Source organism: Albidovulum salinarum (genome assembly GCF_025673475.1).
Taxonomy (GTDB): domain Bacteria; phylum Pseudomonadota; class Alphaproteobacteria; order Rhodobacterales; family Rhodobacteraceae; genus Albidovulum; species Albidovulum salinarum.
This window is the reverse complement of the sequence record NZ_JAOVQO010000050.1, coordinates 1-4,071: the sequence shown is the minus strand read 5'-3', so window position 1 is coordinate 4,071 and position 4,071 is coordinate 1. Positions and strand designations below refer to the sequence as shown.

The window sequence follows — 4,071 nt, the reverse complement described above, 5'->3', positions numbered from 1 at the left end:
CCGGCGAAAACCCCAAAACCCTCCTCGACAACAACGACAGCAACAAAGCCCTCAACGCAGCCAAAGACCTCCTCACAACAGGACCAACAGGAACAAACGTCGCTGACGTCCAGATAATGCTGCTAGGCGCCGGCTGAATCCGCGGCCGGAAGGCCCCATTCGCGGAGATCGTTGACCAGGATCAGCGCGACCCGGCGGAACGCCGCGCGCATCTTCTCGACATGCGGCCCCTGATAGCCGAGATCGTCGATCGCCTGGTTCATCAGCTCAAGCCAGCTCTCGGCATCCTCGAGCGCGATCGGCACATGGGCGTGCATCAGCCGCACTTCCATGCTGCCGTGCTTTTCCTCGTAGTAGCGCCGGCCGCCAAGGAAGCCGCTGAGGAAGTCGAACTGCGCCTCGCGGACATGGCTCAGCCCATGGCCACGGAAATGCAGCCGCATCAGGTTCTCGCCGCGCGGGTCGGTCTCCACGAGATCGTAGAAATGGTTGACGAGATTGCGCAGGGCGGGTTCGCCGCCCAACTGGTCGAGGATGCTCGCGGCCATGATCCCTCCTCAGCTCTGGGGTCGCGTCTTCTTCGGGTCGTAATGGGCGAAAGGCACGATCCGCGCCGGCAGGCGCTTCTGCTGCCCGTCGAGCTTGCCGATCTCGACCTCGGTGCCGATCCCGGCATGGGCGACGTCGATCCGGGCCAGCGCGATGTTCTTGCCGAGGATCGGCGAGCGCATCGAGGACGTCACCTCGCCCACCTTCGCGCGGCCGACATGGACCGGATCGCCGTGGCCGACGTTCACGGCGCCGTCTATGTCGAGCCCGACGAGCTTGCGGCTCGGATGCTCCTTGCGGCGCAACAGCGCCTCGCGGCCGATGAAATCGTCCTGCTTGGACTTCAGGGGCACGGTGAAGGCGATCCCGGCCTCGAACGGATCGGTCTCGTCGGAGAAATCGTAGCCCGCGAAGATCAGTCCTGCTTCGATCCGCACCATGTCGAGCGCCTCGAGCCCCATCGGCCGCATGCCATGAGGCTCACCCGCCTCCCAGATGGCGTCGAAGACCGTGCCCGCATCGCGCGGATGGCAGAAGACCTCGTAGCCGAGCTCGCCCGTGTAACCGGTGCGCGAGACCACGATCGGCACGCCGTCCGGCCCGCCGATCCGCGCCGGGGTGAAGCGGAACCAGGCCAGTTCCTCCAGCGTCGGATTGTGCGGCGCGGTCCAGATCAGCCCCTTCAGGATGTCACGGCTCTTCGGGCCCTGCACGGCGACGTTGTGGAGCTGGTCGGTCGAGGCGCGGACCAGCACGTTCAGCCCGAGCTTCTCGGCCTGCTCGCGCAGCCAGATCCCGGAGTAATCGTCGCCGCCGATCCAGCGGAAATTGTCGCGGCCAAGGCGGAACAGCGTACCGTCGTCGATCATGCCGCCATGCTCGTAGCACATCGCGGTGTAGACGACGCCGCCGGTGGTGAGCTTTCGCACGTCGCGCGTCAGCGTGTACTGCATCAGCGCCTCGGCATCCGGCCCGGTGATCTCGAACTTGCGCAAGGGCGAGAGGTCGAGGATCACCGCCTTCTCGCGGCAGGCCCAGTATTCCTCGATCGGGCCAGCCGTGGCGAAGCAGTTGGCCAGCCAGTAGCCGCGGTACTCGACGAAGTTGCGGGTATGCTTGGCGAAGCTGGCGTGGAAGCCGGTCTCCTTGGTCATCTTCGGCTCCGAGTCCTTGGTGGGGCGATAGGCGATTGCGCGCGAGAATTTCTCCGCCCCGGAATAGGTGCGGACGTGGATGTCGGTCGGGTTCCAGCCATTGGCGGCCGTGGTGTCGTCGGGGCAGGCGGAGCTCACGCAGACGAGATCGGTCATCGCGCGAAGGAGCACGTAGTCGCCCGGCCGCGTCCAGGGCTCGTCGGCATACATCACGCCATGCGCGTCGAGCCCGGTATTGAAGAAGAAGTTGATCGCCATCCAGCCGCGGCGCGGGGTGACGCCGTGCCTGCCGAGCGCACCGTTGAAATTGTCCGAGCAGTTGGTGTGGCCGGGATAGCCGATGTCGTCGTAGTACTTCGACGAGCAGGCGAGCGCGAAGGCATCGTGGCGGCCGCAGGTGTCCTGCACCACCTCGACGAGCGGCAGCATCTCCTGGTCGTAGTATTTCGCGTGCAGGCCCGGCATCGGATAGGCGTGGCCCATCAGTGTCCGCGTCGTCGTCACGTCGAGCGCGTGCTCGATGCCGCGGTCGAGCTTGCGGGCGTCGAAGCACTGGAAATCCGTGCATTGGCGGCCGTCGACATCGAGGATCTGGATGTAGTCACCGGCCTTGACGAGATAGGCCTCCGCCGTCGCGGACCGGACCCGGAGGTCAAGGACCGGATCGGCGAGCGGATCGGGCAGGTCGAACCCCTTGACCGGCCGCAGCGTGGCGCGGCGGATCCTCAAGGTCACCGGCGTCGCCGTGTCCTGGGCGTCGAGATCCATCGCCCCGCCCGGCGCCGCGACGATCACCACGCCGTCGCGTGTTGCGGTCAACTCCCACTCGGTCCGTGCCGGCGTCGTCGCGTCGAAGGCGCGGAGCGCGCCAGCGCGGGCGAGGTCGATGCCGCGCGCCGCGATGCCGCGGCGGAGCCCCCGCAGGCTCGGTTCGTCGCTGGCCAGAAGCGCCTTGAGCCCGGCCGCGTCGGCATTCGGCGATTGCCCGAGAATCGCGGCATCGATCTTGCCGTCGGGGCCGGCGGCGACGATCTCGCAGGGCTGTCCACCCTCGTCGTTGACCACCATGATCCGGTCGCCCGCCGCCACCGGAACGAGGATTGCGCCCGCCCCGGGAACGACATAGCGTTCCGTGCCGGGCGGCAGGGTCAGTGCCTCGGCCGTGAGGATGCGACTCGGACGCGGCGGACCCGGAACGAACCTGGCAGGGATCTTGTCGAGCATCAGCGCCTCCGACCGTCGCGATTTGCATCTTCGGAATATTTGTTTAGCATGAAGAATAACGCAGCGCTACCCGTCCCGCAAGCGAAGTTGAGGAAAACATGACCGCGCCGGATCACGGCAATGCTTTTAGTCGCTTTGGACCGAAGGGGGGCTGAGCGAGATGGAATCGCTCTATTTCGGCCTCGCGGCGGCCTTGTGCTGGGGCGTCCATGATGTCTGCGTGCGCTATGTCAGCCAGCGCGTCGACGTCGCGGCGGCGATGACCGTCGTTCTTGCGACCGGCCTCGTGGCATTACTGCCGTTTTCGCTTACCGAAGCGGACGCGCTACCGGCGCGCTCGGCGGCACTCGCGGCACTTGCCGGCCTCGCCTTTGCGGGTGGGACCTACAGCCTCTACCGGGCCTTCGCGATCGGCCCCCTGCGGCTCGTCGCGCCGATCGTCGGCGCCTATCCGATCCTGTCGCTCCTCTGGGCGGCGGCGACGGGGACCCCGCCGACGGTGCTGCAATGGCTCGCGGCCGCCACGATCGTCGGCGGCATCGCGCTGATCGCCATCCTGTCGGACGAGAGCGGGACCGCCTCGGGCGGCCGTCGGGCGGCGATGATCTGGGCCGGACTTGGCGGCACCGGCTTCGCGCTGACCTTCGCGCTCGGCCAGGCCGCGAGCGGCAGCGGCAGCGGATTGTCCGCGATCTTCGTCGCCCGCGCTGCGGCCCTCGCGGTCGTGGCCGGCGTCGTCACGCTCTCACCCGGGCGCGGGCGGTTCCTGCGCGCGCCCTGGCTCCTGCTTGCGACGATGGGCGTGCTCGACGCCGCGGCGCTCGGGCTCGTCCTCCTTGCGGGCGGCCTGCCGCACCCGGAATTCGCCTCCGTCGCCTCATCGGTCTTCGGCGTCGTGACGATCCTCCTCGCCTGGGCCTTCCTCCGCGAGCGGATGACGCTGCCCCAATGGGGCGGCGTCGCTCTTGTCTTTGCCGGGATCGGCTACCTCGGCCTCTGACCTTTCAGGCTGTCAGCCCTTCGGGCTCTGGCAGACCGTTGGCGCGGCAGGCGGCGGTCAGGGTGTTGGCGAGCAGGCAGGCGATGGTCATCGGGCCGACGCCGCCGGGGACCGGGGTGATGGCGCCGGCGACCTCGGCACAGC

General features: G+C 67.8%; 4 protein-coding genes and 1 pseudogene. 2 read left to right on the top strand and 3 right to left on the bottom strand.

The window, feature by feature from the left end:
- The coding region (locus tag OEZ60_RS21935; protein ID WP_317852859.1) for an MOFRL family protein at window positions 1-137 on the top strand (137 nt) is incomplete at its 5' end.
- Here the strand turns inward: OEZ60_RS21935 and OEZ60_RS21930 are convergent.
- On the bottom strand, window positions 123-548 hold the full coding sequence (locus tag OEZ60_RS21930) for a group II truncated hemoglobin (RefSeq protein ID WP_263340959.1): 426 nt from the start codon (window positions 546-548) through the stop codon (window positions 123-125). The genes OEZ60_RS21935 and OEZ60_RS21930 overlap by 15 nt on opposite strands.
- Before the next feature lie 9 nt (window positions 549-557).
- The gene (locus OEZ60_RS21925) at window positions 558-2,927 is read right to left on the bottom strand and encodes a DUF1989 domain-containing protein (RefSeq protein WP_263340957.1); all 2,370 of its coding nucleotides are present in this window, start codon (window positions 2,925-2,927) and stop codon (window positions 558-560) included.
- Between the two features lie 160 nt (window positions 2,928-3,087).
- On the opposite strand from OEZ60_RS21925, the gene OEZ60_RS21920 reads away from it, so the two are divergent.
- Window positions 3,088-3,927 carry a DMT family transporter gene (locus OEZ60_RS21920; protein WP_263340954.1) on the top strand — a complete coding sequence of 280 codons (840 nt, stop codon included), beginning with the start codon at window positions 3,088-3,090 and terminating at the stop codon, window positions 3,925-3,927.
- A gap of 4 nt (window positions 3,928-3,931) precedes the next feature.
- Here OEZ60_RS21920 and OEZ60_RS21915 read toward each other — a convergent pair.
- Window positions 3,932-4,071: pseudogene (locus OEZ60_RS21915) on the bottom strand (bifunctional methylenetetrahydrofolate dehydrogenase/methenyltetrahydrofolate cyclohydrolase); the annotation flags it as partial.

Coding starts and splice junctions, on each gene's coding strand:
- OEZ60_RS21930 (WP_263340959.1), bottom strand. CDS start 548: ATGGCCGCGAGCATCCTCGACCAGTTGGGCGGCGAACCCGCCCTGCGC.
- OEZ60_RS21925 (WP_263340957.1), bottom strand. CDS start 2,927: ATGCTCGACAAGATCCCTGCCAGGTTCGTTCCGGGTCCGCCGCGTCCG.
- OEZ60_RS21920 (WP_263340954.1), top strand. CDS start 3,088: ATGGAATCGCTCTATTTCGGCCTCGCGGCGGCCTTGTGCTGGGGCGTC.